We start from the raw sequence: 24,577 nt of genomic DNA, 5'->3' as shown, positions 1-24,577 counted from the left end.
CGATGGTAGTGTGGGGTCTCCCCATGCGAGAGTAGGTCATCGTCAGGCACTTATTAYGAAAAATCCCCCAGGGCTGATGCCTTGGGGGATTTTTTTTGCGTGAGGGGGAGGTTGTGAGGGGTAAACGGTGAGGTGTGAGGAGTATATGGTGAGCAGTAAAGGGTAAGTCGTGAATCGTGAGCAGGAAGCGTTGGTGAATGGCTATCGCCCGAATATCCTGTTCCGCCTCACGCCTCACGCCTCACGCCTCACGCCTCACGCCTCAGCTAGATAAATGCTATGATGCGCCCCAATTAATTAGCCAGCCATCACCGTTTGTGATGGGCGGAATCGAGGTGAAGTGGTGAGTGAAACGGTACCTACGTCATGGTTAGTTTACTGCCGTCCTGGGTTTGAGAGTGATGCGTTGGCAGAGCTACAGCATCACGCAGCATTACAGGGCATCGCCTGTGAGTCATCTCATGGTGAGGGGTGGGTAAGCTTAACGCGTGTTGATGGTGAAGCGGTAAATGATTTACACCGCCAGGCAGCGTTTAAAAAGCTGATTTTTGCGCGCCAGAGCTTAGCGGCTTTACCTGCGCTCACTCTTTCACGTGACGATCGTCTTACCGCTATCTTGGAACAGGTCAAAGCCAGCCGTTGGAGCTTTGAAGAGATTTGGCATGAAACGCCGGATACCAACGATGGCAAAGCACTGGCCGGGCTGATTAAGGCGCTTACCAAGCCGCTGGAAAGTATGTTGAAAAAACGTGGTGCGTTAAGGCGCAGCGCGGGCGCACGACGTTTACATATTTTCTGGACTGACGGTGATCAAGTGCAGCTGGCGATGAGCTTCCCAGGCAATCGTAGTGATTTGATTAATGGTATTCGGCGGCTGCGCTTCCCCTCCCGTGCGCCTAGCCGCTCAACGCTGAAGTTGGAAGAGGCGTGGCACGAGTTTATTCCTAGGGATGAGTGGGATGTGCGGCTAGCACCGCATATGCAAGCAGCTGACTTAGGGGCCGCCCCAGGAGGTTGGACGTGGCAGTTGATTCAGCGCGGCATGTACGTGTATGCCATCGATAATGGCCCGATGGAATCACAGTTGATGAAGACTGGGCAGATTGATCATCTCAAAGAGGATGGCTTTACCTGGGAGCCACCACAGCGCTTAGACTGGCTGGTCTGCGACATTGTTGATAAACCAGTGAGAGTGCTAGCCATGGTGGAGCGGTGGCTGATTCGTAAATGGTGCAAAGAGGCGATCTTCAACCTCAAGTTGCCCATGAAAAAGCGCTGGGATGAGGTGACACGTTGTCTAACGGCGCTGGAAGAGTCGCTGGAAAAAGCGGGTGTGCATGCCAACGTATCATGCCGTCACCTCTATCACGATAGGGAAGAGGTAACGGTGCATGTAAGGCTTAGGGATTAATGCTAGTGAAACCCATGTTTAATAGCTTGGCTCGTAAATCCGGATAGTTTCATCTTCGGTTAACAGCGGTAAAATACGCTGCATGGCCATTGCCCGCGCTTCGCTTGAGTGCCACTCCTTCCAAGCGCGGAGGTCACGCCATTTGGTAATCATCAGTCGGCGATCGGTATGACCCAGTTCTACCAATGTTTCACCACTGATAAAGCCCCTTACGCCTAGAGAAACGCGCATTGCCTCTCGCGCTGCTTGCTCAAATTCTTCTTCAAGACCGGGCATAATTCGCCGTTCGATGATAACTTTAATCATACTTTCTGTTTCCTACATCGAGGATATTGATGGCTGATAATACGGGTACGTTACCCAACGTTGATGCGGTATTGGACACCACAGGACTCTACTGCCCAGAGCCGATTATGCTGATGCATAACAAAGTGCGCGACATGACCCCAGGCCAAGTGCTCAAAGTGATTGCCACAGATCCAGCCACCACGCGAGATGTGCCCAAGTTTTGTCAGTTTTTAGGGCACGAGCTGCTAGAGCAGCACACCGTCTCTGAGAGCAACTACCTCTACTTTATTCGTTTAGCATAACCTTTTGAGATAGACCTTTGAGATAGTCCGTCGAAATAGCCCTTCGAAATAGCCCGAAAAGCCATGCGAGGCTCAAATCAAAATCGTTGATGTTGGCCTCGCTCACAAAGCGACATTAAGGCACTCGATTAATCACTGGCCACAACCATCATGGCTAGCGCATCAAGCGTCGCTGGATCTTCTTCCAGGATACGGTTGGCGATATGACGCTGGAAAAAGTAAACGGTCTGATGGCGGGCGTGAGCGCTGTACAGGCATTCATCCCCTAACAAAATCGGTGTCATCGCCGCTTTGTTCTCGTCGGCAAGGAGCGCGTCAAGGCTACCGTCGCTGTAGAGACGCCAACCGTAAACGGGCTTCATATGCCAGGGTGAATCGGGGTGATTCATGCACAGCGCGTGGGTGCCCAGAGTGTCGGGGATTTGCTGAATAAGGGTGACTTCGCCAGAAGCCTCATAATCAAAGTATTCAGCCGCCGCAACTAGCTCGTGGTATTTGTGATCCGGTGGCGTATCAAAAATTTCTTCCGTTTCAGGATCGCGATAACCTACGAAGTAGCCATTTTCCTGGCTGTTCAGATCATGGCAGGCTGCCAGGCTTTCCATCCACGGCACCAAACCGATGACGCTACCGTCCTCTCTTAACCCCCAGGCCAAAATAGGTAAGCCATAGTAGGCGTCGGGACTCGCAGCGAGCTGGTACACCATCTCTAAGCCATCTAGCTCAGGGGCTAAACGGACAAGGCACTTTTGCGCCTGCTGACGCTGGCGCACAGTTTCCAGGTCGATGACCTGGGCAGAGCGGGGTGACAAGGATGCGCCCATTGTGTCCCTCCTTATGCTGCGTGGTCATCAGATTGGCAAAGCTGATTCATTTGCCTCTCATATCCACAAATAGCACAACTTGCTCATAAGGTTAAGGGTTCTGCGCTTTTTAATTATCTGAACAAGTTGGAAAGCGAACTCGCAGCGCTTGATGCTCAGAGAGCGCTTGCTGAAACTGGCCCCAGGGCGCTTGGGCATTATCCAGCGAAAGCCAGCGTTCCTGGTAGCGTTGAATCGCTATTGGCTTGCCTACCTGCTGTGCGTCAATTAAGCGATTGATCGCTGTTAGCCATTGCTGGGCAGCGTTCTCCAAGCGCTCAAGCGACGGCGATTCCCAACGGCTTAAGCAACGTGTGGTATCACTCTGCCGAGCTAACAATGCATTCGCTTCTGTTAAGCGTTGAGTGGCGAGTAGCAGGGCGCGCAACACCTCAGCGGTCAATGGCCGCTCTTGCAGGGTTTTCAAATGGTTTTCAAGGGTTGAAGAGTCCTGCTGCCAGTCGAGGTCAAACTGGTGATCCGTCATTTGCTGCAAGTAATCGATCGCTTCAAGCTGGCCAGCAATAGTAGTTTCATCGATGTTAGATAAAGGCTGGCTTGCTCGTGAGAAGCTTTTAACCCACTCGCTGGAATCAAAAATAGCGTTCCAGCTTACCGCGGGTAACTGTGTCGTTTTAGTCGTGGTTAATCGGTTTAGGCGCGTTCTATCTTCATCGCTTAACTGCTCGGGAACTTCGCTATTTAAGCAGGTGCTTAGCCGCTGCCATAGAGTGCGCTCATATAGCCACTGTTGGCTAGGCGGTGCTACACGCCCCAGTTGATTGTTACGTGCAGCGATTAGCGACGTGATTTGGCATTCGCGTAGCGCGTATACATTCAACAGGCTGTCCCGGGTTTCGGGGATATCTATAATTCGATCGGGGCGCTCAGGGAAGTCGCCAATATTACCCGGGTCAGCTCTTTGAATGTTTGATAGTGCAAGGTCATTGGCGAGTTGCTGATGATAACGCTGCCACTGCTGCTCAGCGGGGTTGTCCCCACAGCCAGACAGAAGGGCGCTTAGGATGATAGCTAGAGAAAAGTTTCTCCATCGAGCCATGTTTACTCCCGAATGCTAATACGCTGTAAACGCCAGCCAAGTAGCAGTGCTGCGGTGCTCAAGCCCGCAATCAACCCAATCCAGTAGCCATGAACACCTAGCGGGGCGACCTCGCCCACTCCATAGGAGCCCAGCCAGTGGCCGCCACCCAAGCCTACAATCCAGTAGGAGAGCACCGTAATCACCATCACAATGCGGGTATCTTTATAGCCGCGTAAAGCACCCGCTAAATTGACCTGTAACGAGTCTGAGAGCTGAAAAATAACGGCTAAAGCAATGATCGAGAGCGCTAGCGCCTGTATCTCACTATTGGAGGTGTAAAGTGCGATTACCGGCTCGGCGCTAACCCACAGTACGAGGCTGTTAATAGCGGCAATGATGACGCTGATGACAATTCCATTCCAAGCGACTTTACGGGCTAGTGCTAAGCGCTGCTGACCCAGCGTATTACCCACTCGTACGGTCAGTGCCATACTCAGCGACAGGGGCAGCATAAACAGAATGGAGGTGAAACTTAGCGCTATTTGGTGAGCTCCCACCGTGACTTCACCAAAGCTGGCAATGAAGAGCGCAATGAGTGTGAACAGAGTCACTTCAACAAAAATGGCTACGCCAATGGGAACGCCCACCACCACTAATTCACGTATACCTAGCCACTGGGGCGGTGTCAGTTTTTGCCAAATCGCAACGCTTTTATAAGTACTTCCCCTGCGCGTGTAGTAGGCCATCGCGAGTGCCATCGTCCACATGGAGAGCGCCGTCGCAATGCCGCAGCCAAAAGCGCCCAAGGCAGGTAACTGTTGCAGACTAGTGGGAACCCAGGCGCCAAATAAATCAACCAAACCATCACCGCCGTAGATCAAGAGGTAGTTGGCAGGAATGTTCACGCTTAAACCGACCAAGCTGATCCATAGCGCCGGACGGGTATGATTCATACCATCTGAAAACGCTCTAAGCGCCTGAAATAGAGCGATCCCCGGCATGCCAAAGGCGACGGCTGACAGATAGGCGGCAGACTGGCTGGCGACCGCTGGGGGCACACTCATTAATTCAAATATCGGCATGATAGCCGACCAAAGCAGCACAGCCGCGATAGCGCCTAGTAGCAGCGCGACCCAAAGCGCCTGATGAACGGCTGGACGAATAGCCTCATTGCGCTTCCCACCCAGCAAATGCGCCACAATTGGGGTAAGCCCCATTAAAGTGCCCGTCATAAATAGCATGAGTGGCATCCACAGGCTCGAGCCCACCGATACAGCGGCAAGTGAGGTGGCGTCATGCCGACCGGTCATCATAACGTCGACGACACTCATCCCTGCCTGAGCCAACTGAGCACCGCAAATAGGCAGTGCCAAGTGCATTAACATTCGTGTTTCTGGCCAGTAAACCGATTTAATTTGCTGAGTAAAGCCGCCCACTTGTTGGCTCCTGAAGGGGAAAAGTTGCTGTGAAAGGCCGCTATATTAGCAGGAGCGACTCACTTTTGGGGTTAGCCGTTAGCTTGTATTAATCGTGTGGGTATAATGCCCCAAAACCAGTATCAAACGAGGTCAATGTGAGTGACAGGCAGGAGCGATGGACGCTCGAGGATATTACCGCGCTTTTTGACGGGATTTTTGCTGAGCGGTATCAAACCCGGTTGATTCGGGGCGGGGATGAGCCTCTCTATCGGCCCGCTAACAGTGAAACCCCTTATCATCAGGTTATCTTTGCGCGGGGTTACTATGCCAGTGCGCTGCACGAAATCAGCCATTGGTGTATTGCGGGAGCACAGCGGCGCCAACAAGAGGATTACGGCTACTGGTACTGCCCTGATGGGCGCGATGCTGAACAGCAAAAAGCGTTTGAGCAGGCTGAGATTGCGCCACAGGCGTTGGAGTCTATCTTCACCCGTGCCTGTGGTCGCGTGTTTCATGTCAGCGTGGACAATCTAGGCGGCGATATAGAGGTAGATATAGAGGCATTTGCAGCGCGAGTGGAGGCCCGCGCCCAGCGCTACTTGAAGGAGGGCTTTCCAGCCCGCGCAAACGCCTTTCAGGTGGCGCTTAAACGCTTCTACTCTGACCAGGCGACGCTAGCGGAAGCCGTGGCACAGGCGCATGCCACGTTGGATAAAATGGATAAAGCGCTGCCGGCTTAATCCTCTTCGGTCAGGCGCTGATGCATCGATAGCATCACTTCCAGCTCATGCTCTGGGCGCATCGGCTCTAAACCCAGCTCGCTGAACGTTTCGCGCCGTTGGCGGTGCCATTCGCCTGGGGTAAGTGAAGGGTAGAGCACCGACGCTGGGGCTAGCTCAACAAAAGGATCAAGCCCGTAGGTGTCAAAAAGGCGCGCTAGTGCCGCTTCGTCGTCGCCATTGTCGCTGGTATACAGCGTGGCGGAGAAGTGGTCGTTCTCAAGCTCGCGAATTACCTCAAGCGGACTAACCCCTAAGCTCTCCAGCTCTTCCATGCTGTAAGCGCCCATGGCATTGGTATCCTCTTTGATCCAGCTATCGTCCGGCTGAATCAATGTTTGCTTCACCCGGCCATCGGGGAGCGACCAGGCAATGGCTAGCGGGAGCCCATCGTCTTCGCCTGTTTCAATGGCTATAAACCCTGGATAATCGGCCACGCTAATACTCCTTTTAAGATTCCGTGGGAAGACGGAAAAAACGCTGGGCGGTCTGTGTGGTTGCCGCACCTAGCTCTGTTTCGCTAATACCATGCCACTGGGCGATCTCGCGGACAATCCACGGTAGCAACGCCGGTTCGTGTCGGCGACCCTTTAATTTCGCCGGTAGGTTACGGGGTAACAGATAAGGGCAGTCGGTTTCTACCATCAAGCGCTCTAAGGGTATATCGCTTACCAATGGGCGCAGGTGATGACCGCGCCGCTCGTCGCAAATCCAACCCGTCAACCCTATATGTAAGTCTAGGTCGAGATAACCAAACAGCGTATCGCGGTCAGCGGTAAAACAGTGCACCACCGCGTGGCTGATGTCGTCTCGCCACGCATGCAGGATTTCGCGCATACGCTGGCCAGCATCTCGTTCATGTAAAAACAGCGGCAAACCGCTTTCTACTGCGAGAGCCAGCTGCGCTTCAAGGGCACGCTCCTGCCCCTTGGGCGTCGAAAAGTTGCGATTAAAATCCAAACCACACTCGCCTACGGCGACCACTTCCGGCATGGCATGCAGGGCCGCCATGGCATGTTCAAGGTTCTTATCCCAGCGACTGGCATCATGGGGGTGCACTCCCGCCGTGGCGTAGAGGCCAGGATACTGCTTGGCCAGGGCAACCGCTTGCTTGGCGTGGGCAAGGTCGGTGCCAGTAACGATCATGGTCGTTACCTGCGCCGCCTGGGCGCGCTGGATAACCGCCTCAAGATCACGCTCGAAGCTTTCATGGGTCAAGTTAGCGCCGATATCCACCAAAGGAGCGCTAGGCCGAAACTGTAGTGCTTCGGGTAAAAAGTCATCGGCATCAGCAGTGGCCAAAGGTCTCTCCCGTTCAATTATACAAAGGCACCATTCATTGTAACGGCATGCGCGAGCATCGACTAATGGTGTATTGAAGAAGGTGAGCGCAAGGAAATGGCACGAATTGCAAAAAATCTGGCTCGATAGGTAAACAGCTAGGGCTTATTACCGCCTAAGATGAACGCAAGCTATTACGTGCTACGTCACTACGATTGATTCAATAACACCCTTTAATAACAACAAAAGAGAGTCACATAATTATGCAACAATCTTATCGTTCATCTCATCGTGCATCTTACCGCTTTGCTACTTCCACTCTCGCCGCTGCCATTCTGGTGGCCTGCTATGTGCCAACTACCGTCGCTGCTGAGGGTATCTCTGATAACGAAATCCGTATTGGCTATTTAGCCGATATGTCCGGCGTTTATCGCGACCCCATTGGCCCGTTGGGCGAAGACGCTATCCATATGGCGATTGAAGATATGGGCGGCAGTGTCAATGGGGCCAATATTGTGGTGTTTAGCGCCGATGACCGTAATAGCCCGGATGTAGGCTCAAGCGTCGTGCGTGAGTGGATCGATGAGCGCAACGTCGATATGGTCACCGGGCTGGTGGCATCTTCTGTCACTCTGGCGGCGGTGAGCCTGCTGGAAGAGGCGGATAAACTTGGGCTGGTCAATGGCGCTGTCTCTTCAAGCATTACCAACGAGCACTGTTCGCCCAATCATATTCACTGGGTTTATGACACCTGGGCGATGTCCAACGGTACGGCAAAGGCGATTACTGATGAGGGCCACAAAAATTGGTATCTGTTAAGCGCTGACTACTCTTTTGGTCACGCACTGGAGGCCGACGTCACGCGCGTAGTGACTGAAAATGGCGGCACTATCGTAGGCAGCGCTCGCCACCCTTTCCCCAGTAGTGACTTCTCCTCCTTTATGCTTCAGGCGCAAGCCTCTGGCGCTGATGTCATCGCGCTGAATAACGCTGGTGGCGATACGATCAACGCGGTGCAGACAGCAGGTGAGTTCGGCATTACCCAGGCCGGGCAGATTCTGGCGGGAATGGTGCTGTTTAGTACCGATATACGCAGCATTGGCTTAGAGAACGCTCAGGGGCTGCAGTTCACCAAAGCATGGTACTACGATTTAAACGATGAAACCCGCGCATGGGCGGAGCGCTTCCGTGAGCGTACCGGCAGCATGCCCACCATGGTACATGCGGGTCTCTACTCCAGTACTCGCCACTACCTTGAAGCGATTGAAGCCACCGGTACTGATGACACTCAAACCGTTCGTCAGCAAATGGCCGATACCCCCATCAACGACATTTTCGCCACCGGTGGCTACATCCGTGAGGATGGCCGCATGGTTCACGATATGTATTTAGTAGAAGTGAAAACACCTGAAGAGTCGCAAGATGAGGATGATCTCTTTCATGTTATTCGCACCATCCCTGCAGAAGAGGCCTTCCGTCCGCTTTCAGAGAGTGTCTGCCCGTTGGTAAACAGTTAAGAAACCTCTGATTAACTATTGCGCTCGGCCATACGGCGTTAAAAATCGTCTCAAAATGCTCATTTACAACCCGTAAACTCCGCTTTTTCGTTGATTTTTGCCTTGTCTGGCCTTCGCTCATTACGCTAATCAGAGGCTCCTTAAGTCTCTGCTAATAACAACTCAGAGGATTTGGCATGCCGGAAACGTCGGTTATTCAGCAAAACAGTATCGGGGCTGCTTTAAACCGCAGCGCTCGAAAATACTCACACCAGCTGGCGCTGGTATTTGGCGAGCGCCAATGGCGCTATCAAGCGCTCAACCAGGCAGCCAACCGCGTAGCCAATGGCTTGCTGGCAGCTGGGCTTTCGCCAGGTGACCGGCTGGCGGTATATGGCAAAAACTCCGATACCTATGTCATCGCCTGGCTAGCCGCTGCTAAAGCGGGTTTGGTACATGTGCCGATCAATTTTGCCTTAAGCAGCGATGAGCTGCGCTATATCCTTGACCAGTCTGGGACAACGGGTTTGCTCAGCGATATCAGCCTCGCCGACAAAGTGAGTGTCGTGACCGAAGGCTTGGATCTAGCCCTGATGGGAACCCTGCACGCGGATCAGGGGCAGGATGCAGCAAGCTTTGATGTACTCGCTCATGCTACGTCAGGATCCAATAGTGAAGAGCCCAATGTGACGGTCGACGGTGCCAGCCTTGCTCAGTTGCTCTATACCTCGGGCACCACCGCCGCGCCGAAGGCCGCGATGATGACCCATCAGGCACTGATGGCCGAATATATGGCCTGCATGGTTGAACTGGATATCAAAGGCAGCGACGCCATGCTCGCCGCGCTGCCGCTTTACCACTCAGCACAAATGCACGTCTTTCTGATGCCAGCGCTGTTGCTCGGTGCGCCTGTCTATTTGCTAGAGGCGCCGCTTCCCGAGCTGTGCTTAAGCGCCATAGCTAATCACCAGATCGCGTCATTTTTTGCCCCGCCCACGGTCTGGATCAGCCTACTGCGCCACGCTGAATTTGATCGCTTTGACCTTGGCGCCCTCCACAAAGCCTATTACGGTGCCTCGATTATGCCGGTGCCGGTACTGGAGGAGCTCCAGCAGCGTATACCGGGCGTAAGGCTCTATAACTGTTATGGACAGAGCGAAATTGCTCCCTTGGCGACCGTGCTGCGCCCTGAAGAGCACGCCGAGCGCCCAGCGTCCGCTGGGCGGCCGATTCTGACGGTGGAAACCCGTATCGTCGATCTCGATATGAATGACGTCCCACCCGGCGAGCATGGCGAAATCGTCCACCGCTCACCTCAGCTTATGAACGGGTACTGGGATAAACCGGCGATGACTGAAGAAGCCTTCCAGGGTGGTTGGTTCCACTCCGGGGACGTGGGCTACTTCGATGAAGCGGGCTATTTATACGTTGTTGACCGTATCAAGGATGTGATCAATACCGGCGGCGTGCTGGTGGCTAGCCGTGAAGTAGAGGAGGGGCTATTCAAGCACCCGGCGGTATCCGAAGTGGCGGTGATCGGCCAGCCGGATGAGAAGTGGATCGAAGCCATTACGGCAGTGGTGGTACTGAAAGAGGGTCAAGAGGCAAGCGAGGAGGAACTGATCCATCATGCAAAAACGTTGATGGCGCCTTATAAAGTACCTAAGCGCATCCTCTTTGCCGATGCGCTACCCAAGAGTACCGCAGGCAAAATTCTCAAGCGCCATCTACGTCAAGACCTCAAGGGGTGAGCATGGACGAGCAAACGACCGACCTGTTTCACGCCATGATCAAACGCTGCCTAAGCCAGGAGGTTGCCCCGTACTACGATGAGTGGGAGGCAGCGGGTGAAATACCCCGTTCACTATGGCATTCATTGGGCGCTGCGGGGCTGCTCGGCATTGACCTTGACGAACAGCACGGTGGTTCAGGAGCCGATATCGCCATCACCCAGCTGGCGCTGGAAGAGCTCTCCCGCCAGGGGTTTGGTGGCCTTGCCAGTGCCTATAATATCCACGCCAATATCGTTATGCCCTACCTGCAGAATCTGGGGACAGCGGCTCAATGTGAGCGTTGGCTACCTGCCATGGCCCGTGGCGATGCGCTTGGGGCCATTGCCATGACCGAACCCCATGCGGGTAGTGATCTTGCGTCAATGAGAACTAGGGCGAAGCGCACTAACGATGGCTGGGAGTTAAGCGGTAGCAAAATCTTTATCACCAATGGCCAGTTTGCCGACCTGGTGATCGTGTGTGCCAAAACCGACCCTTCCGCCGGGTCAAAGGGCGTGTCACTTTTTTTGGTCGACACCCGCTTACCCGGCTTTTCGCGGGGGAAACCGATTAAAAAGATCGGCCAGCACGCCAGCGATACCGCCGAGCTTGCCTTTGATCAAATGCAGTTGCCCCATGATGCGCTGTTGGGAGAGGAGGGCGCCGGGTTCCGCTACCTAATGCAGGAGCTGCCCCGTGAACGCCTGGGCGTTGGTGCACAGGCGCTGGGCGCCGTGGAGGGAGCGCTGGCGCTGACGTTGGAGTACGTACAGCAGCGCCAAGCGTTTGGACAGCGGGTGGCGGATTTTCAAAATACCCGCTTTACCTTGGCGGAGATAAAAGCCCAGCAGGACGTGGCCCGTGCCTACTTTGAGCACTGCGTCGAAAAGTACCGCCAGGGCACCATGAGCAGCACGGATGCAGCGATTTTAAAACTGCAGCTCAGCGAGCTGCAGTGTCAAGCGGTGGATCGCTGCCTGCAGCTATTTGGCGGTTACGGCTACACCCACGAATATCCCATTTCACGCTTTTATCTGGATGCCCGAGTACAAACGATCTATGCCGGCAGCTCAGAGATCATGAAAGAAGTTGTCGCCCGCTCGCTGCTGGGCAAAGTGGCGTAGCAAGACGGTGAGTTTGAACACAGGAGAGAGCCATGCGGTTGGATGATGTAGTGATTTTAGGCGGTGCACGAACCGCGATCGGGAGTTTTGGCGGGTCGCTCTCAACCAAGGCGCCGTTTGAGTTGGGGGCGATAACCGCCAAAGAGGCGTTGCGCCGTGCTGGCGTTGAGGGCGGAGATATCGATCACTCGGTATACGGCCACATTATTACCACCGGCCCCCAGGATGCCTATCTGGCGCGTCATATTGCACTGGAAGCAGGCGTGCCGAAAGAAGCGGGGGCCTTCAACGTCAACCGGCTGTGTGGTTCAGGTGTACAGGCGGTGGTCTCAGCCGCCCAGCAGATTGCTATGGGCGACAGCCGCTTAGCGCTGGCAGGTGGCGCTGAGTCGATGTCGCGCGGGGCTTATCTGCTGCCTCCTCAAGCGCGCAACGGCGTGCGTATGGGGGATGTGAACGTTGAGGATTTAACCCTAGGCATTTTGAGCGACCCCTTTGGCAGCGGCCATATGGGCTGCACTGCCGAGAACATCGCTAAACAGTATGGCCTAAGCCGTGAGCAGTTGGATCAGTTTGCCCTTGAGAGCCATCAAAAAGCGGCGCGTGCCATCGCGGAAGGCCGCTTTGACGATCAAATCGTAGCAGTGGAGGTCAGTCGCGGTAAGCAAACGGTACTTTTCTCCCGCGATGAACACGTGCGCGATGTCGTCCAACTTAGCGATTTGGCGCGGCTCAAGCCCGCCTTCCAAAAAGACGGCATGGTGACCGCAGGCAATGCCTCGGGTATCAACGATGGTGCAGCCACGTTAGTGCTGGCCCATGCCGATGAAGCCTCACAGCGGGGCTTAGCGCCCAGGGCGCATCTTCGTGTTGCCACAACAGCAGGCGTTGAGCCAATGCTGATGGGCCTTGGCCCGATTCCTGCTGTGAAACGCTGCCTGCAGCAGGCAGGGCTAAGCATTAATGAGATTGATGTGATTGAGTCCAATGAAGCCTTTGCTGCCCAAGCCATGGCGGTGGCCGACACGCTAGGTTTTCCGTTAGAGAAACTAAACCCTAACGGCGGCGCGGTTGCCTTGGGGCATCCGGTGGGGGCCACAGGAGCTGTTCTGATTCTCAAAGCGCTACACGAATTGGAACGTATTAACGGTCGCTACGGCTTGATAACGCTGTGTATTGGTGGAGGGCAGGGCATCGCCCTGCTTATCGAGCGCGGCTGATCCGACTTGATTGCCACAAGAACAAGCTTATAGGAGTGTTTATGCCTTCAGTTACCCCGAAAATTTTACCCGCCGCGGCCTCTGCGACAAATCCTGCCTTGATGATTGGCGACCTGCTGGAGGCAGGCGTGCGAATGGCGGGCGACAATCAGATTGTCTACCGGGATCAGAGCCGCCATAGCTACGAGCGTTTTCGTGAGCGGGTGCATCAACTGGCCCATACGCTGACATCACAGGGCGTGCAAGCCGGTGACGTGGTGGCGGTGCTGGATTGGGATAGCCATCGCTACCTGGAGTGCTTCTTCGCCATTCCGATGATCGGCGCGGTACTCCACACGGTGAATGTGCGCCTGGCTCCGGAGCAAATCCTCTATACCATGGATCACGCCGAAGACGTTTTCGTCATCGTGCACGAAGAGTTTGTGCCACTGCTTGAGCCGCTGGCCGATAAGCTACCCCAAGTACGTGGCTACCTGCTGTGTCAGGAGACCCCGCAAACAGTCGATACCACTCTGCCGCTGGTGGGCGAGTTTGAATCGTTATTAAGCCAACAGCCTACTCACTACGATTTTCCCACCTTTGATGAAAACGCCGTCGCCACACTGTTCTACACCACCGGTACCACGGGTAATCCCAAAGGGGTTTTCTTTACCCACCGCCAGTTGGTGCTGCATACCTTGAACGAGTCTAGCGCTTTCCAGGCGCCCGGTTTTGAGCTGCTCAACCGCGACAAGGTCTACATGCCGATTACCCCCATGTTTCACGTTCACGCCTGGGGTGTGCCATATACTGCCACGCTGATGGGGGCTACCCAGGTCTACCCTGGCCGCTACGAGCCGGAAATGCTGGTCAAGCTGCTGGTCAGCGAGAAGGTCGACTTCTCCCACTGCGTCCCCACCCTGCTCAACATGGTGGTCAGCGCCGAGGCGATTACCTCAAAACAGGTCGACCTCGCCGGTTGGAAAGTATTGGTCGGCGGCAGTGCGTTAACCGAGTCGCTAGCAAGCAAAGCATGGGCGTTGGGGATTGATACCCGTAGTGCTTATGGCATGTCGGAAACCTGTCCGCTACTCACCGCCGATATTCTGCCGCAGGATATCGGCGACGCTGATTTTGAGACCCAGCTACCCTGGCGCTGTAAAGCGGGCCTGCCGATACCATTGGTTAAACTTCAAGTGGTCGATGCGGACGGCGAGCCGCTACCCAATGATGGTAAAAGCGTTGGTGAAGTGCGCGTTCAAGCACCCTGGCTGACCCAGGCCTACTATAAAGAGGAGAAACGCAGTGAGGAGCTATGGCGCAACGGCTGGCTGCATACCGGGGATGTGGGCTCGCTTGATGAGCGGGGCTTTCTGACCATTAGCGACCGCATAAAAGACGTGATTAAAACCGGCGGCGAGTGGCTCTCGTCGTTAGAACTGGAGAGCTATATCAGCCAGTGTCCAGGCATTGCCGAAGTGGCGGTGATCGGGGKGACGGACGATAAATGGGGAGAGCGGCCAGCGGCGTTAGCTGTCCCCGCCGATCTGAACAACCCGCCCACCACTGAAGCCGTGCAGGCGTTTTTAGAGCAGTTTGTCGCTCAGGGAAAACTCAATCGCTGGGGGATTCCCAGCATGATTCGTTTCGTCGATGAGATACCCAAAACCAGCGTGGGCAAGCTGGATAAGAAACGTATCCGCACCGAAATATAGCCTATCGGGCTGGCTAGCGAACGTTGCCCGCCGTGCGCGCTTTGCGATACGCGGCGGGCGAATTGCCTGTCCAGGTTTTAAAGGCACGACTAAAGCAGGCTAGATCCTCAAAGCTCAACGCCTCCGCGATGCTAACCAGGGGCTTCTCACTACAGGTGAGTGCCTGAATAGCGACATCGCGGCGGTACTCATCCTTGACCGCTTGAAAGTGGGTGCCCTCCCTTTTGAGATGCCGCGCCAGCGTGCGAGCAGACATATGCAGCGCATCGGCTACGCTATGCACGGTGCCAGACGTAGTCAGATGACGTGAGAGGTGTTCGCGCACCCGGTGGGTGAGCAGGCGATCTGCAAACGACACATAGAACCAGTCTGCGGGGGCGCGCTTTAAAAAAGCGCCCAGGTGTCTCTTGGTCTGGCGGATAGGATGATCAAGAAAACCGCGATCTATATAGATCGCGGTTTGCGGCTGCCCAAAGCGTACTGTACCAGGATAAAAGTAGAGATAATCAGCGCTGTGCGGCGGCTGGGGGTAAGCGCACTCCATTAAAATGGGTGGTATTTTACGCGCTATCATCCACGACGCGATGCCGTGAAACAGCTTGAGCATCAGCTCATGAATCAGAGTGCGGCTGCCCGTCAAGGGGGCATGTTCCACCAGGGCCATACGGGCAAGATCCCCTTCGAGCGTAAATGCATAGCCAAAGTCGTCGAGAAGAATACGGAAAAACTGCGTATAGCGGTGCAGTGCTACCTGCAAATTGGGCGCATCCAGCATGCTTAAACACAGCAGCTTCAGGGTGCCACCCCGCAGCGGGCGGGAAAAAAAGCCGGGCGTTTCGTCGTCCAGTTCGTTCACCAACCCACGATACAGTTCGGCAAACTGCTCAACCGTGACGCGGCCATGGGGGGCCGAAAGTAAAAAGGGCGAAATGCCCGCCCGTTCCAGGTAGCGTGTGGGCGATGTTGAGCTGTTGGGTAAGCCTTTAAACAGCTCATTTACAAAATGCATCGAGACGGTCACCGTCACTGTCAGCCCGCCTTTAAAAGTCGTTTTTTGGTTGAGATATTGTAGTTGCTAGCAAAACGGTATCACGCTGGTGATTTCCGCTCTACGATTCCCCTCTATATGGTTCCCCCTCCTGGGCCGCTCATGCGTTACACTGTGCGCCTCACGATTTAGGAGGACACCGCGTGACCCTGTTACGACTCGAACAGCTGCAACTCGCCTACGGCACCCATGTACTACTCAATCGCGCCGACCTGACGGTTGAAAAAGGCGAGCGGCTGGCGCTGGTCGGGCGCAACGGCACCGGCAAATCCACTCTGCTGAAGCTGGTAGCGGGGGATATCCTGCCCGATGATGGCTCAATTTGGCGGGCACCTGGCCTCAAGATCGGTGTGCTGGCTCAGGAGTTACCCGAGTCATCTGGCTTGACCATTTTCGACATGGTCGCCCAAGGCCTGCCAGAAGCCGGGGAGCTACTCTCCGAGTACGATCATCTGATCAATGATCCCGACCCCGATATGGATCGCATGGCGACCCTACAAACGCGCCTGGAAGCCATTGATGGCTGGTCGTTCCACCAGCGTATCGACACCGTGCTGACCCGCTTAGGCCTGCCCCCCGCGGCTGAGATGAGCTCGCTCTCCGGTGGCTGGCGCCGCCGGGTGGCGCTGGCGCGTGCCTTGGTCGCCGAGCCTGATCTACTGTTGCTTGATGAGCCTACCAACCACTTGGACTTAGACACCATTGCCTGGTTGGAAGAGCAACTGCTGGCTTTTAACGGCGCGGTACTGCTGATTACTCACGATAGGGCGTTTCTTTCCAAGCTGGCCACCAATATTCTGGAGTTAGACCGTGGCCAGCTAGGGCGCTACCCCGGCAAGTACGAAGAGTATCAGGCTCGCAAGCAGCACGAGCTGGAAGTCGAGGCGCGGGAGAACGCCGAGTTCGATAAAAAGCTTGCCCAGGAAGAAGCCTGGATTCGTCAGGGCGTTAAAGCACGGCGTACCCGCAACGAAGGCCGGGTTCGAGCGCTGGAAGCGATGCGCAACGAGCGGAGTCAGCGCCGCGAGCGCCAGGGTAATGCCAACCTGACGGTGGATCGTGGTGAGCGTACCGGCAAGCGCGTTGTGGAGCTGCAAGGTGTCACCCAACGGTTTGGCGATGAGGTGGTACTGCGCGATATCAATCTTGAGGTACTGCGCGGTGACCGTATTGGCTTCCTGGGGCGCAACGGTGCGGGCAAGACAACCCTGCTGAAAATCCTGCTGGGCGAATTGGAACCCACTGAAGGCAAGGTGCAGATGGGCACCAATCTGAAAGTGGCTTATTTCGACCAACTGCGCGCCGGGCTTGAACTGGAAAAAACCGTTTACGACAACGTTGCCCAAGGCAGTGATCGTGTCAGTGTGGGCGGTAAAGATCGCCATGTGATGAGCTATCTACAGGACTTTCTTTTCACCCCCGAGCGGGTGCGCCAGCCGGTGAAAGCGCTCTCCGGTGGCGAGTCCAACCGCCTGCTGCTGGCCAAGCTGTTCACTCAGCCAGCTAACGTGTTAGTGCTCGATGAGCCGACCAACGACCTCGACATGGAAACCCTGGAGCTGCTCGAAGAGCTGCTGCTCGATTTCGATGGCACGCTGCTACTGGTCTCCCACGACCGAACCTTTATGGACAACGTGGTGACCAGCATGCTCGCCTTTGAAGGCGATGGCGTTGTACGTGAATACGTGGGGGGCTATACCGACTGGATTCGCCAGGGGGGCAAGCTGCCGCCAGCACCTTGGGAAGGGGCGGCGCGTCAGCGTACCGAACCCACCTCAGAAGCGCCCAAGAAAGTGGCTGAAGCACCTGCCGCAACGGCCAAGAAAAGCGTCAAGCTCTCGTATAATTTGCAACGCGAGTTAGATGCACTGCCCGCCGAAATCGAACGTCTTGAGGAGCAAGTAGAGGCGCTGGAGAGTGAAATCGGTGACCCCGCGTTTTATCAGCAGGATGCCGACGCCGTTACGGCTAAGCTGCAAACGCTTGAAAAAGTGCAGAAAGCGTTAGAAGTTGCCATGGAGCGCTGGATGGAACTGGAAGCGATGGCTGCCGGTGAGTAGCTTGAAAACGTTAAAAGGCGCCGTATGGGCGCCTTTTTTATAAACGTTATCGTGCCTTAGGTTACTCGTCGCTTTCTTCGCCTTTTTTACCGACGCGAACGGCTAGCACATCGCATTGGGCACCGTGCAATACGCCGGTAGAGGTTGAGCCGAGCAGTAGAGCAAAACCGTGGCGGCCATGGGAGCCCACTACGATTAGATCCACATCGTGCTCTTCAGCAAAACGGTGAATTTCGGTGTCGGGCATACCCACCACAACGTGTTGGTCAGCCTCGGCAATATGCGGGGCGGCGATTTCGGCTAAGCGTTTTTTGGCGTGTTCATCCAATTGATCCTGGATGCTGGTCAAGTCCATGGGGATATCGCCACCGTAGGCAAACCCAAGCGGTTCCAGGGTATGCATAATGGAAATTTTGGCTTGGTCGTTGCGCTCAGCGATCGCAACGGCACGTTCCAGAATCTTGTGGGAGTCTTTGGTTAAGTCAACGGCAACTAAAATGTGGTGATAGCTCATGGCGTATCTCCTTGGCAGTAGGTAACAAAGAGGCTCTTTGTTCAATAACCGTTACTTTAGATGGCGTGTCCTGTTTTAACAATAGCAAGCGTTTTAACAATGACTTGGGTCAAAACAGCGACCTGAGTCATGGTTTTTAGATTAGTTTATACAGTGTGGCTTATGTGGGAGGAAATGTAGAGATGGAATGGTTGATTATCGTGTTTATTATGCTGTTTGTAATTGCGCCGGTGATGTGGCTAAAGCCTAGCCCGCGTCAAAAACGCCAGCAGGCACTGCGTACTCAAATCGCCAAACAGGGCGTCAGTATCAAGCTGGAAAAGCCGCCACTACACCATTTTAGAGGCACCATGCCAGCTTATCGCTGGCACTATCCCCAGGAAGAGCCGGGCCCTGATTTTCTATTGGTAAGAGACAGCAATGCCAGTGAAGCCTTAACGCCATTTCATGCTGGCTGGCGCTGGCGGATTGCCCCCTTGCGGCCTTTACCTGATGCCGCCACCGCAGCGTTAAAAACACTACTTGAACGCGTGCCGCAAGATGCCTTGGTGGTGCAGTCAACGCCCTATGCATTGACGCTTTGGTGGTGGGAGTCGCAAACCGCGGAGCGATTCGCGACCTATCTACCCGAATTTCAGCAACTGCGGGAGGCGCTGCGTGGCCGTGCCGACCAGCCTTTCAGCCAGCCGTTAAAGGGCACTGAGCAGGCGTCATCCACAGTCAGCGATCAAGATGCCGGATTATCCTGATCCCGTGCTTGTATCGCCAAGCCGTTTGCCTCGATCACTGCCAACCATTCGTTGAGTTGTTCGAGGTTCTCCTCGCTTAAGCCAGCGAACATCTCTTTGCGCGCTTGTTGCGCAACGCTGTCGATCTGTTCCAGCAGCGGCATAGCGGCAGGGGTAAGATAAATCCGCTTGCTGCGACGGTCGTTGTCGCAGGCTCGGCGTTCAACTAGGCCTTGTTCTTCGAGCTGGCCCAGGGTGCGCACAAGAGAGGGCGCCTCAACACCAATCACACGGGCGAGATCGCACTGCGGATGGCCTTCGCCAAGACGCCACAGGTGATATAGCGTCACCCAGCGTGTTTGGGTTAATCCCAGCGGCGCCAAGCGGCGATCCAAGATGGAGCGCCATAAGTGGGGCAAGCGTGCGATGCGAAATCCAATCGTTGAAGCCATAGGTAACTAGCTGCCAATAAATGTGAGTAGTCGAATTGTCATAAGCTACGCCGCTGAATGCAAGGCGCTTAACCCTTCAATCTTCCGGTCGCGCCTCTTCATCGTTAGGGCTACCCGGCACAAACCGCCGTAAGTTTAATCCACTTAGACCACTGGCGCGTATCTCTCCATCTGCCAGCGTGGCTTGCTGAGCATCGTCTGAGACCTCAAAACGTATTAATCCCAAGCGCTGGCCCGTACCTGTCATGATATCAATGCGCCAATCGCCAGTAGGGTCTTCGGGAAAGTTTTGCTTGTGGCTCCATGCGCGGTAACCCTGCTCGCGTCCACCGTCGATATTAAGCTCCACAACATCCATTGGCACACCATTGTGATGCCAGGCATGGGTAATAGTTTCACTTAATCCCCGCGGTGCCCGAATAGCGGTGTAAACATAAAGGCCATTTTCGCTGATGGCTTGTGGCGTTAACGCCATCGAGCCTTGAGGCAGGCGCTGCTCAACATTAAAACCAGGAGAGAGCGCGCTACTGGTCATCCAGAGACTGGCAGGCGGTACCCATATACGTCCCAGCCAAGCTCCATAGGCGAGTAGCAGCGTCAACACAAAAAAAGCGCACCAGCGTTTGAGCGAGCGCTGCTTAAGCAAGTGCCAAAAACTTGGCAAGGCCACCAAAATGGTGATCCCCAGGGCCAGTAGCAGGCTCTGGCCGGTGGTAAGGTGCACCATGATGGGGAGTGTGACCAGTAGTACCAGGAAGACACACTGGGCATGAAAGACGAAATAGAGACTGCGCCAGCGCTCCGCGACTTTGAAGTAGAGCGGATCGATAATCGACAGTATTGCCATGCCGCCCACCAGCAGCGCAAACAGCGTTTGCCCGCTATTCCACACCGTGGTGACTAAGATAAACGGCAGGGTGAAGAAAAGTGTCTCCTGGTGAATCATCTGGGCAATAAAAGTGGTTACGCCCCGGGGTGGCGTGGGGTGACCCCGGCGCGACAACCAGCGGCTGATCAAGCCTTCCGAAAGCAGTAGCGTCCAGGCAAACAGTAATCCCAGCGCCAGCGCTGCGCCTAACCACTGCTGGCGATCAACTAAAAAGAAGCTGCTTAGCCCGGCAGCAAAGGCCATTGGTGGCCAAAGCCAGCTCCAGGGCTTGAGGCGTTCGACAATGCGTTCAATTCGCTGCTGAATGGCTTCAATACGTGAAGGCGTGAGCAGTGCGCTCATAACAAGATAACCTGCAAAGTAAAAGGAAGCGCGATTCTAACAGGCTGTCAGGCTTAACGCTGATCTACTGCAAATCCATGCTTCTGGCGGGATCGGTTACATTCACTCAGACGGCGCTCTATGAACGGATGCCGGAGAGCGCTGGTCTCACTAAATGAGTAAATTAGCCAAAAGTCTGGGCTTGACGTTATCAGGCAACTCAACCAAGCTAAGGCAATCAAACGACCGTATGAAAGTCGTGTGGAAGCCGTATGAGAAATGTGGCGGGTTCTCTTTTCAGAGCCAGCCCGAAAATGTGGAGAGAGCGCGGATGATCTATCAAGGCAACGCCATCACGGTGACACGTCGTGACACCCCGAGTGGCAATGATATCGCAATGCTCACTTTCGATCTGAAAGATGAGTCCGTCAACAAGCTTTCCAGCGCGGTGGTCGCAGAGCTGAGCGAAGCAGTAAAAGCCATTCAAGCTGAAAATAGCTTAAAAGGTTTACTTATTGCGAGCGGGAAAGATGTGTTTATCGTGGGCGCCGATATCACCGAGTTTCACAGTCTATTTGATAAAGGCGAAGCCTACCTTGAGGAGATGAATCTCAAGGTTCACGATATTTTTAACGCTATTGAAGATCTGCCGTTCCCTACCGTAACAGCGATCAATGGTCTGGCGCTGGGTGGCGGCTGCGAAGTATTGCTGACCACTGATTTTCGCGTGATGGGCGAGAAAGCCAAGATCGGCCTGCCAGAAACCAAGCTCGGCATTCTGCCCGGTTGGGGCGGCTGTGTACGCCTGCCGCGCATTATTGGCGCCGATAATGCCATCGAGTGGATTGCCGGTGGTACCGAAAACCGTGCCGATGCCGCGCTAAAAGTGGGCGCCGTCGACGCGGTGGTGACGGACGAACAGCTGGAAGAGGCCGCGCTGGATATTCTTGACCGTGCCAATGCCGGTGAGCTGGATTACCAGGCCCGTCGTGCTGAAAAGACCAGCCCGCTGAAGCTCAACCCGATTGAGCAGATGATGGCGTTTGAAACGGCGAAAGGCTATGTCGCCGGTAAAGCGGGGCCTCATTATCCGGCGCCGGTAGAAGCGATCAAAGTGATTCAGAAAGGCGCTGGCGAAGAGCGTGGCCGTGCCCAGGCGATTGAAGCCAAAGCCTTCGCCAAGCTGGCACTCAGCAGCGTGGCGTTCAACTTGGTGGGTCTGTTCTTGAACGACCAAGTGGTCAAGAAAAAAGCCAGCAAGTATGAGAAGCAGGCGCAGCCGGTGAAGCAAACGGCCGTGCTGGGTGCGGGTATCATGGGTGGTGGTATCGCTTATCAGAGTGCCTCTAAAGGCACGCCGATTCTGATGAAAGATATCAAGGATGACGCCATTGAACTGGGCCTGAAAGAAGCCCGTAAGCTATTTGCCAAACAGGTGGAGCGCAAAAAGCTGACCACCGAGCAGATGGCGGAGAAGCTGACTAATATTCGCCCGACGCTCTCCTACGGAGATTTTGGCAACGTCGATCTCGTCGTCGAAGCGGTGGTTGAAAATCCCAAAGTCAAAGACGCCGTGCTTACCGAAGTGGAAGGTATGGTGAGCGAAAATACCATTCTCACCTCGAACACATCGACGATTTCCATCAACCGCTTGGCGCAAAACCTAAAGCGGCCTGAAAACTTCTGCGGCATGCACTTCTTCAACCCCGTGCACCGCATGCCGCTGGTAGAAGTCATCCGTGGTGAGAAGACCTCGGATGCCGCCGTTGCTGCCACCGTGGCCTACGCCCGGGCAATGGGTAAAACGCCGATTGTGGTTAACGACTGCCCAGGCTTCTTGGTCAACCGGGTGCTTTTCCCCTACTTTGGCGGCTTTAGCTTCCTGGTTGAGCAGGGTGCTGACTTCCAGCACGTTGATAAGGTGATGGAGAAGTTCGGCTGGCCCATGGGTCCGGCCTACCTGCTGGACGTGGTCGGCCTGGATACCGCCGTTCACGCCAATGAAGTAATGGCGGAAGGCTTCCCTGATCGTATGGCTCGCGACGGTAAAACCGCCATTCAGGTCATGTACGACAACGACCGTTTAGGCCAGAAGAACGACAAGGGTTTTTACGCCTACGAAGAGGACAAGAAGGGTAAGCCGAAGAAAGTCACCGACGAAGCGGCTTACGCTTTAGTTAAAGAGGTGGTGAAAGAGCATAAAGAGTTTTCCGACGAGGATATTATCGCTCGCATGATGGTACCACTCTGCTTGGAAACCGTGCGCTGCCTGGAAGATGGCATTGTGGCCACGCCAGCCGAAGCCGATATGGCGTTGATCTATGGCATCGGCTTCCCGCCTTTCCGTGGTGGTGCGCTGCGCTACATCGACGCCATGGGCGTTGCAGAGTTCGTCAAGCTGGCGGAAGGGCTAGCTGAGGAGTTGGGCCCGCTATACGCGCCCACCGACAAGCTGCGTCAGATGGCTCAGAACAATGAGCAATTCTATTCCAGTGACAACTCTGCCACCCAGGCCTAACCACCACGCACAGGAGATATAAGATGAGTTTGAATCCGAGAGACATTGTGGTGGTAGACGGTGTTCGTACCGCCATGGCGAAAGCCAAAAATGGTGCTTTTCGTAATGTTCGCGCAGAGAATCTCTCTGCTGCGGCTATGCAGGCGCTGTTTACCCGCAATCCTAATCTAGATCCTTCTGAAGTGGATGATGTGATCTGGGGCTGTGTGAACCAGACACTCGAGCAGTCGATGAACATTGCTCGTAATGCGGCGATTATGACCGGTATTCCGCGCTCGGTGCCCGCGCAAACCGTTAACCGTTTGTGTGGCTCTTCAATGACGGCGCTGCATATCGCCGCCGCCAATATCAAAGCGGGTATGGGCGACTTCTTTATCATTGGCGGCGTTGAGCACATGGAGCACGTACCCATGGCTCACGGCGTTGACGTTAACCCCGCCGCCAGCAAATACGCTGCTAAAGCGGCGATGATGATGGGCCTAACCGCGGAGCTGCTGGGTAAAATGCACGGCGTTTCTCGGGAAGATCAGGATAAATTCGGCGTACGCTCTCACCAGCGCGCCCAGGCGGCCATGGAGAAGGGCTACTTCGATAACGAAATTATCGGCGTCGAAGGCCACGATCAACGCGGCTTTAGAGTCATGGTTCAGCGTGATGAAGTGATTCGCGGTGACGCTAGCCTGGAGTCTATGGCGAATCTGAAGCCGGTGTTTGACCCGCGCAACGGTACGGTCACGGCGGGTACCTCCTCGGCGCTCTCCGTGGGTGCCTCGGCAATGGCAGTGATGAGCTACGAGCGAGCTCAAGCGCTGGGCTTAGAGCCTATTGCGAAGGTGCTCTCTACAGGCGTCGCGGGTTGTGATGCGTCGATCATGGGCTATGGTCCGGTACCCGCGTCTAAGAAAGCGCTGAAAATCGCCGGTCTTTCCGCGGCGGATATCCAAACCGTTGAACTCAACGAAGCCTTCGCGGCGCAGGGTATTCCGGTGCTGAAAGATCTCGGTTTCCTGGATGCGATGGACGACAAGGTTAACCTCAATGGCGGTGCAATCGCTCTGGGGCACCCGCTAGGCTGCTCGGGTTCACGTATCTGCACAACGCTGTTGAACGTTATGCAGCAGCGCGATACCACCCTGGGCTTGGCAACCATGTGTATTGGTATGGGGCAAGGTGTAGCGACGGTGTTTGAACGCTTGAAATAATCACCTAGCTTTTTATTGCTTTAAATCGGCAATCGGCATTGCAAAACGGCACCGCGATGAACTGCACCCCAAAAGTTGGACGCTCATCCAACGATTGGGGTGTTTTTCATGACGAAACATAATGAAGCGTTCAAGTTACTAGTAGTGCAACGCTA

Annotated in this window: 22 protein-coding genes; 12 read left to right on the top strand and 10 right to left on the bottom strand. The window is 54.9% G+C overall.

Going from position 1 to position 24,577, the window contains the following annotated elements; genetic code table 11:
- Nucleotides 1-340: 340 nt before the first annotated feature.
- On the top strand, nucleotides 341-1,411 hold the full coding sequence (rlmM, locus tag RO22_RS23585; RefSeq protein ID WP_041159552.1) for a 23S rRNA (cytidine(2498)-2'-O)-methyltransferase RlmM: 1,071 nt from the start codon (nucleotides 341-343) through the stop codon (nucleotides 1,409-1,411).
- 18 nt (nucleotides 1,412-1,429) lie between these two features.
- On the opposite strand, the gene RO22_RS23580 is transcribed toward rlmM, so the two are convergent.
- Nucleotides 1,430-1,717, bottom strand: coding sequence for an antibiotic biosynthesis monooxygenase family protein (locus tag RO22_RS23580; protein WP_022522948.1), 288 nt, complete (start codon nucleotides 1,715-1,717; stop codon nucleotides 1,430-1,432).
- 29 nt (nucleotides 1,718-1,746) lie between these two features.
- Here RO22_RS23580 and tusA point away from each other — a divergent pair, with 29 nt between their 5' ends.
- A complete protein-coding gene (gene tusA / locus RO22_RS23575; RefSeq protein WP_022522949.1) occupies nucleotides 1,747-2,001 on the top strand; it encodes a sulfurtransferase TusA in 255 nt (84 codons plus the stop codon).
- 128 nt (nucleotides 2,002-2,129) lie between these two features.
- On the opposite strand, the gene RO22_RS23570 is transcribed toward tusA, so the two are convergent.
- The 3 genes from RO22_RS23570 to RO22_RS23560 form a co-directional block, all read right to left on the bottom strand.
- Nucleotides 2,130-2,825, bottom strand: a complete 696-nt coding sequence (locus RO22_RS23570; RefSeq protein WP_009288633.1) for a hypothetical protein — start codon at nucleotides 2,823-2,825, stop codon at nucleotides 2,130-2,132.
- Between the two features lie 109 nt (nucleotides 2,826-2,934).
- Nucleotides 2,935-3,924 (bottom strand): DUF3080 family protein, encoded by a 990-nt coding sequence (locus RO22_RS23565; RefSeq protein ID WP_041159551.1) that lies wholly within the window; start codon nucleotides 3,922-3,924, stop codon nucleotides 2,935-2,937.
- Between the two features lie 2 nt (nucleotides 3,925-3,926).
- On the bottom strand, nucleotides 3,927-5,342 hold the full coding sequence (locus RO22_RS23560) for an MATE family efflux transporter (protein WP_041159550.1): 1,416 nt from the start codon (nucleotides 5,340-5,342) through the stop codon (nucleotides 3,927-3,929).
- A gap of 137 nt (nucleotides 5,343-5,479) precedes the next feature.
- Here RO22_RS23560 and RO22_RS23555 point away from each other — a divergent pair, with 137 nt between their 5' ends.
- On the top strand, nucleotides 5,480-6,064 hold the full coding sequence (locus tag RO22_RS23555; protein ID WP_027958879.1) for an elongation factor P hydroxylase: 585 nt from the start codon (nucleotides 5,480-5,482) through the stop codon (nucleotides 6,062-6,064).
- Here the strand turns inward: RO22_RS23555 and RO22_RS23550 are convergent.
- On the bottom strand, nucleotides 6,061-6,540 hold the full coding sequence (locus RO22_RS23550; RefSeq protein ID WP_022522953.1) for a hypothetical protein: 480 nt from the start codon (nucleotides 6,538-6,540) through the stop codon (nucleotides 6,061-6,063). The genes RO22_RS23555 and RO22_RS23550 overlap by 4 nt on opposite strands.
- A gap of 13 nt (nucleotides 6,541-6,553) precedes the next feature.
- Nucleotides 6,554-7,405 (bottom strand): TatD family hydrolase, encoded by an 852-nt coding sequence (locus RO22_RS23545; protein ID WP_041159549.1) that lies wholly within the window; start codon nucleotides 7,403-7,405, stop codon nucleotides 6,554-6,556.
- A gap of 242 nt (nucleotides 7,406-7,647) precedes the next feature.
- Between RO22_RS23545 and RO22_RS23540 the strand changes: the two genes are divergently transcribed.
- The 5 genes from RO22_RS23540 (at nucleotide 7,648) to RO22_RS23520 (ending at nucleotide 14,690) form a co-directional block, all read left to right on the top strand.
- Nucleotides 7,648-8,901, top strand: a complete 1,254-nt coding sequence (locus tag RO22_RS23540; RefSeq protein WP_041159548.1) for an ABC transporter substrate-binding protein — start codon at nucleotides 7,648-7,650, stop codon at nucleotides 8,899-8,901.
- A 176-nt stretch (nucleotides 8,902-9,077) separates the two neighbouring features.
- A complete protein-coding gene (locus RO22_RS23535; protein ID WP_041159547.1) occupies nucleotides 9,078-10,631 on the top strand; it encodes a fatty acyl-CoA synthetase in 1,554 nt (517 codons plus the stop codon).
- Nucleotides 10,632-10,633: 2 nt separating this feature from the next.
- Nucleotides 10,634-11,776: an acyl-CoA dehydrogenase family protein gene (locus RO22_RS23530; RefSeq protein WP_041159546.1), complete on the top strand. Its 1,143-nt coding sequence runs from the start codon at nucleotides 10,634-10,636 to the stop codon at nucleotides 11,774-11,776.
- 32 nt (nucleotides 11,777-11,808) lie between these two features.
- Nucleotides 11,809-12,996, top strand: a complete 1,188-nt coding sequence (gene bktB / locus RO22_RS23525; RefSeq protein WP_041159545.1) for a beta-ketothiolase BktB — start codon at nucleotides 11,809-11,811, stop codon at nucleotides 12,994-12,996.
- Nucleotides 12,997-13,037: 41 nt separating this feature from the next.
- Entirely contained in the window at nucleotides 13,038-14,690 is a 1,653-nt protein-coding gene (locus tag RO22_RS23520; RefSeq protein WP_041159544.1) for a fatty acid--CoA ligase, read from the top strand.
- Between the two features lie 13 nt (nucleotides 14,691-14,703).
- Here the strand turns inward: RO22_RS23520 and RO22_RS23515 are convergent, their stop codons facing one another.
- A complete protein-coding gene (locus RO22_RS23515) occupies nucleotides 14,704-15,699 on the bottom strand; it encodes an AraC family transcriptional regulator (RefSeq protein ID WP_217920687.1) in 996 nt (331 codons plus the stop codon).
- 182 nt (nucleotides 15,700-15,881) lie between these two features.
- On the opposite strand from RO22_RS23515, the gene RO22_RS23510 reads away from it, so the two are divergent.
- Entirely contained in the window at nucleotides 15,882-17,798 is a 1,917-nt protein-coding gene (locus tag RO22_RS23510) for an ATP-binding cassette domain-containing protein (protein ID WP_041159543.1), read from the top strand.
- A gap of 61 nt (nucleotides 17,799-17,859) precedes the next feature.
- Here the strand turns inward: RO22_RS23510 and RO22_RS23505 are convergent, their stop codons facing one another.
- Nucleotides 17,860-18,312, bottom strand: a complete 453-nt coding sequence (locus RO22_RS23505; protein ID WP_022522962.1) for a universal stress protein — start codon at nucleotides 18,310-18,312, stop codon at nucleotides 17,860-17,862.
- 182 nt (nucleotides 18,313-18,494) lie between these two features.
- Between RO22_RS23505 and RO22_RS23500 the strand changes: the two genes are divergently transcribed.
- Nucleotides 18,495-19,061, top strand: coding sequence for a hypothetical protein (locus RO22_RS23500; RefSeq protein WP_041159542.1), 567 nt, complete (start codon nucleotides 18,495-18,497; stop codon nucleotides 19,059-19,061).
- Here RO22_RS23500 and slyA read toward each other — a convergent pair.
- Both slyA and RO22_RS23490 read right to left on the bottom strand, forming a co-directional pair.
- Nucleotides 19,040-19,492, bottom strand: a complete 453-nt coding sequence (slyA, locus tag RO22_RS23495) for a transcriptional regulator SlyA (protein ID WP_027958888.1) — start codon at nucleotides 19,490-19,492, stop codon at nucleotides 19,040-19,042. The genes RO22_RS23500 and slyA overlap by 22 nt on opposite strands.
- Before the next feature lie 76 nt (nucleotides 19,493-19,568).
- Nucleotides 19,569-20,723, bottom strand: a complete 1,155-nt coding sequence (locus RO22_RS23490) for a DUF5924 family protein (protein WP_009288643.1) — start codon at nucleotides 20,721-20,723, stop codon at nucleotides 19,569-19,571.
- 310 nt (nucleotides 20,724-21,033) lie between these two features.
- Between RO22_RS23490 and fadB the strand changes: the two genes are divergently transcribed.
- Together fadB and fadA are read left to right on the top strand one after the other, a co-directional pair.
- Complete coding sequence (fadB, locus tag RO22_RS23485) at nucleotides 21,034-23,220, top strand: fatty acid oxidation complex subunit alpha FadB (protein ID WP_027958889.1); 2,187 nt, start codon at nucleotides 21,034-21,036, stop codon at nucleotides 23,218-23,220.
- Between the two features lie 23 nt (nucleotides 23,221-23,243).
- Nucleotides 23,244-24,422, top strand: coding sequence for an acetyl-CoA C-acyltransferase FadA (gene fadA / locus RO22_RS23480; protein ID WP_009288645.1), 1,179 nt, complete (start codon nucleotides 23,244-23,246; stop codon nucleotides 24,420-24,422).
- The last annotated feature ends 155 nt before the right edge of the window (nucleotides 24,423-24,577 follow it).

Source organism: Halomonas sp. KHS3, assembly GCF_000830495.1.
GTDB lineage: Bacteria > Pseudomonadota > Gammaproteobacteria > Pseudomonadales > Halomonadaceae > Vreelandella > Vreelandella titanicae.
The sequence above is the reverse complement of the archived record's forward strand: the minus strand, read 5'-3'. Positions and strand labels throughout refer to the sequence as shown.

Coding starts and splice junctions, on each gene's coding strand:
- RO22_RS23500 (WP_041159542.1), top strand. CDS start 18,495: ATGGAATGGTTGATTATCGTGTTTATTATGCTGTTTGTAATTGCGCCG.
- RO22_RS23490 (WP_009288643.1), bottom strand. CDS start 20,723: ATGAGCGCACTGCTCACGCCTTCACGTATTGAAGCCATTCAGCAGCGA.
- RO22_RS23540 (WP_041159548.1), top strand. CDS start 7,648: ATGCAACAATCTTATCGTTCATCTCATCGTGCATCTTACCGCTTTGCT.
- slyA (WP_027958888.1), bottom strand. CDS start 19,492: ATGGCTTCAACGATTGGATTTCGCATCGCACGCTTGCCCCACTTATGG.
- RO22_RS23515 (WP_217920687.1), bottom strand. CDS start 15,699: ATGCATTTTGTAAATGAGCTGTTTAAAGGCTTACCCAACAGCTCAACA.
- RO22_RS23570 (WP_009288633.1), bottom strand. CDS start 2,825: ATGGGCGCATCCTTGTCACCCCGCTCTGCCCAGGTCATCGACCTGGAA.
- bktB (WP_041159545.1), top strand. CDS start 11,809: ATGCGGTTGGATGATGTAGTGATTTTAGGCGGTGCACGAACCGCGATC.
- RO22_RS23530 (WP_041159546.1), top strand. CDS start 10,634: ATGGACGAGCAAACGACCGACCTGTTTCACGCCATGATCAAACGCTGC.
- RO22_RS23505 (WP_022522962.1), bottom strand. CDS start 18,312: ATGAGCTATCACCACATTTTAGTTGCCGTTGACTTAACCAAAGACTCC.
- tusA (WP_022522949.1), top strand. CDS start 1,747: ATGGCTGATAATACGGGTACGTTACCCAACGTTGATGCGGTATTGGAC.
- fadB (WP_027958889.1), top strand. CDS start 21,034: ATGATCTATCAAGGCAACGCCATCACGGTGACACGTCGTGACACCCCG.
- RO22_RS23580 (WP_022522948.1), bottom strand. CDS start 1,717: ATGATTAAAGTTATCATCGAACGGCGAATTATGCCCGGTCTTGAAGAA.
- RO22_RS23535 (WP_041159547.1), top strand. CDS start 9,078: ATGCCGGAAACGTCGGTTATTCAGCAAAACAGTATCGGGGCTGCTTTA.
- RO22_RS23565 (WP_041159551.1), bottom strand. CDS start 3,924: ATGGCTCGATGGAGAAACTTTTCTCTAGCTATCATCCTAAGCGCCCTT.
- fadA (WP_009288645.1), top strand. CDS start 23,244: ATGAGTTTGAATCCGAGAGACATTGTGGTGGTAGACGGTGTTCGTACC.